At 64.8% G+C, this 2,877-nt stretch carries 1 protein-coding gene; it reads right to left on the bottom strand.

Going from position 1 to position 2,877, the window contains the following annotated elements; all coding sequences use genetic code 11:
• Positions 1 to 74: 74 nt before the first annotated feature.
• Positions 75 to 2,741 carry an ATP-dependent chaperone ClpB gene (clpB, locus tag Q4E95_RS12450; protein WP_303383605.1) on the bottom strand — a complete coding sequence of 889 codons (2,667 nt, stop codon included), beginning with the start codon at positions 2,739 to 2,741 and terminating at the stop codon, positions 75 to 77.
• Between the last annotated feature and the right edge of the window lie 136 nt (positions 2,742 to 2,877).

The raw sequence follows: 2,877 nt of genomic DNA on the forward strand, positions 1-2,877 counted from the left end.
CCCTTGTCAGGGCGCCACCGGCGCGGTGTTTCATCGGGGAGGCCGGGCCGACGCCGCAGCCTCACCCTGACGGATCAGTCGTCGACGATCTCCGCGTCCAGGATGTCGTCGTCGTGGCCGCTGGACGGTGAGCCCGCGGCGTCGTCGTGCGAGGACGTGACCGTGAGACCGTCCGCGGCGACGTCCGGATCGACGTCCACCCGGACGGTGTCCCCGTCGGTGATGTTGCCGGCGAGCAGGCCGCGGGCCAGGCGATCGCCGATCTCGCGCTGCACCAGGCGACGCAGCGGACGGGCACCGTAGGCCGGGTCGTAACCGGCCAGGCCCAGCCACTCACTGGCCGCGGGGGTGACGTCCAGGGTCAGGCGGCGCTGTTCAAGCCGCTTGGCCAGCTGCGCAACCTGGATGTCCACGATCTTGGCGAGATCCTCCACCGACAGCGGATCGAACATGATGATGTCGTCCAACCGGTTCAGGAACTCGGGCTTGAACGAGGCGTTGACCACGTTCATGACCGCTTCCTTCTTGGCGTCCAGATCCAGATTCTGGTCCACCAGGAACTGGCTACCCATGTTCGAGGTCAGGATCAGGATCACATTGCGGAAGTCCACGGTGCGGCCCTGGCCATCGGTCAGGCGCCCGTCATCGAGGACCTGCAGGAGGATGTCGAAGACCTCGGGGTGGGCCTTCTCCACCTCGTCCAGCAGAACCACCGAATACGGACGACGCCGCACGGCCTCGGTCAGCTGACCACCCTCGTCATAGCCCACGTAACCCGGAGGGGCACCGACCAGACGCGAGACGGAGTGCTTCTCCGAGTACTCGGACATGTCGATCCGGACCAGGGCGCGTTCGTCGTCGAACTGGAAGTCCGCCAGGGACTTGGCCAGCTCCGTCTTACCGACACCCGTGGGCCCCAGGAACAGGAACGAACCAATGGGGCGATCCGGGTCCGAGATCCCGGCACGCGAACGGCGCACGGCATCCGCAACCGCCGTGACCGCGGGCTTCTGACCAATCAGGCGCTTGCCGAGCAGTTCTTCCATGCGGAGCAGCTTCTCCGACTCGCCCTGCAGCATCCTGCCCGCGGGAATACCCGTCCACGCGGAAATCACCTCGGCAATGTCATCCGCTGTGACCTCCTCCGAGACCATGGTGTCCTCGTGCTGGTCACCGGCCTCCTCCTGAGCCTGCGCAGCATCGAGGTCCTTCTGCAGGCCCGGAATCTCACCGTAGAGCAGCCGCGAAGCCTCACCCAGGTCACCGTTGCGCTGTGCGCGCTCGGCCTGTGAACGCAGATCGTCGATTTTGGCTTTGAGGTCGCCCACGCGATTCAGGCCGGCCTTTTCGGCCTCCCAACGCGCATTGAGCGCATCCAGTTCGGCCTTCTTGTCCGCCATGTCCTGGCGCAGCGCGGCAAGACGTTCGACGGACGCCGGGTCCGTCTCGTCCGCCAGGGCCAGTTCCTCCATGGTCAAGCGGTCCACCTGACGGCGCAGCTGGTCGATCTCCTCCGGAGCGGAATCGATCTCCATGCGCAACCGCGAAGCGGCCTCGTCCACCAGGTCAATGGCCTTGTCCGGCAGCTGCCGGCTGGGGATGTAGCGGTTGGACAGCGTGGCCGCGGCAACCAACGCGGAGTCCGCGATCTGCACCTTGTGGTGGGCCTCGTAGCGTTCCTTGAGCCCGCGCAGGATGGCCACGGTGTCTTCCACGGACGGTTCGCCCACGTAGACCTGCTGGAAGCGGCGCTCCAACGCGGCATCCTTCTCAATGTTCTCGCGGTACTCATCCAGGGTGGTGGCCCCGATCAACCGCAACTCACCGCGCGCCAACATGGGCTTGAGCATGTTGCCCGCGTCCATGGAACCCTCGGAAGCTCCGGCGCCCACCACGGTGTGGATTTCGTCGATGAAGGTCACGATCTGACCCTCTGACTGTTTGATCTCGTCGAGCACGGCCTTGAGCCGTTCCTCGAATTCACCGCGGTACTTGGCGCCGGCGATCATTGAACCGAGGTCCAGGGAGATCAGGGTCTTACCGCGCAGGGACTCCGGCACGTCACCGGCAACCATCCGCTGAGCCAGCCCCTCGACCACGGCGGTCTTACCCACACCGGGCTCACCGATCAGGACAGGGTTGTTCTTGGTGCGGCGTGACAGCACCTGCACCACGCGGCGAATCTCGGAATCACGGCCGATCACCGGATCCAACGTGCCCTCACGGGCAATGGCGGTGAGGTCCGTACCGAATTTCTCCAGCGATTGGAAGGTGCCTTCCGGGTCAGGGCTCGTCACGCGGCGGTCACCACGGACCGTGGGGATGATCCGGCGCAGCTCTTCCGGTCCGGCCCCGGCCTCCTCAAGCGCATTGGCCGCCTTGTCATTGCCGGAGGCAATACCGAACAGCAGGTGTTCGGTGGAAACGTAGTCGTCCCCTAGTTCGCGGGCGTAGTTCTCGGCAGTCTGCAGCGCCTGGAGCCCCGCCCGATTGAGCTGGGCCTGCGCGGTATGCGAACCCGATGCGCTGGGCAGCTGGCTGATAATGGTGCTGGCCTTGGCCGAGACAGCGTCCACATTGGCGCCGGTGGCAATGAGCACAGCCACGGCTACGCCCTCGCGTTGATCCATCAGCGCCTTGAGCAGGTGTGCCGGTTCGATCTGCGGGTTTCCCGCGGTTGAGGCATTCGTGGCCGCTGCGGCCAGTGCCTCTTGAGACTTGGTAGTGAATTTGGTGTCCACAGCATCTCCTTGCTTTGGTCAGGTGGTGGTCCCTTGGGCAAGAAACCATGAATCGCACGCATGCGCTCGTGCCTGTCATTTAACTTGAGTCTACTCTACTCAACTCTAGCGGGGAAGGGATTATTCCCTCCGGAGC

It is taken from the genome of Kocuria sp. (assembly GCF_030536815.1).
GTDB lineage: Bacteria > Actinomycetota > Actinomycetes > Actinomycetales > Micrococcaceae > Kocuria > Kocuria gwangalliensis.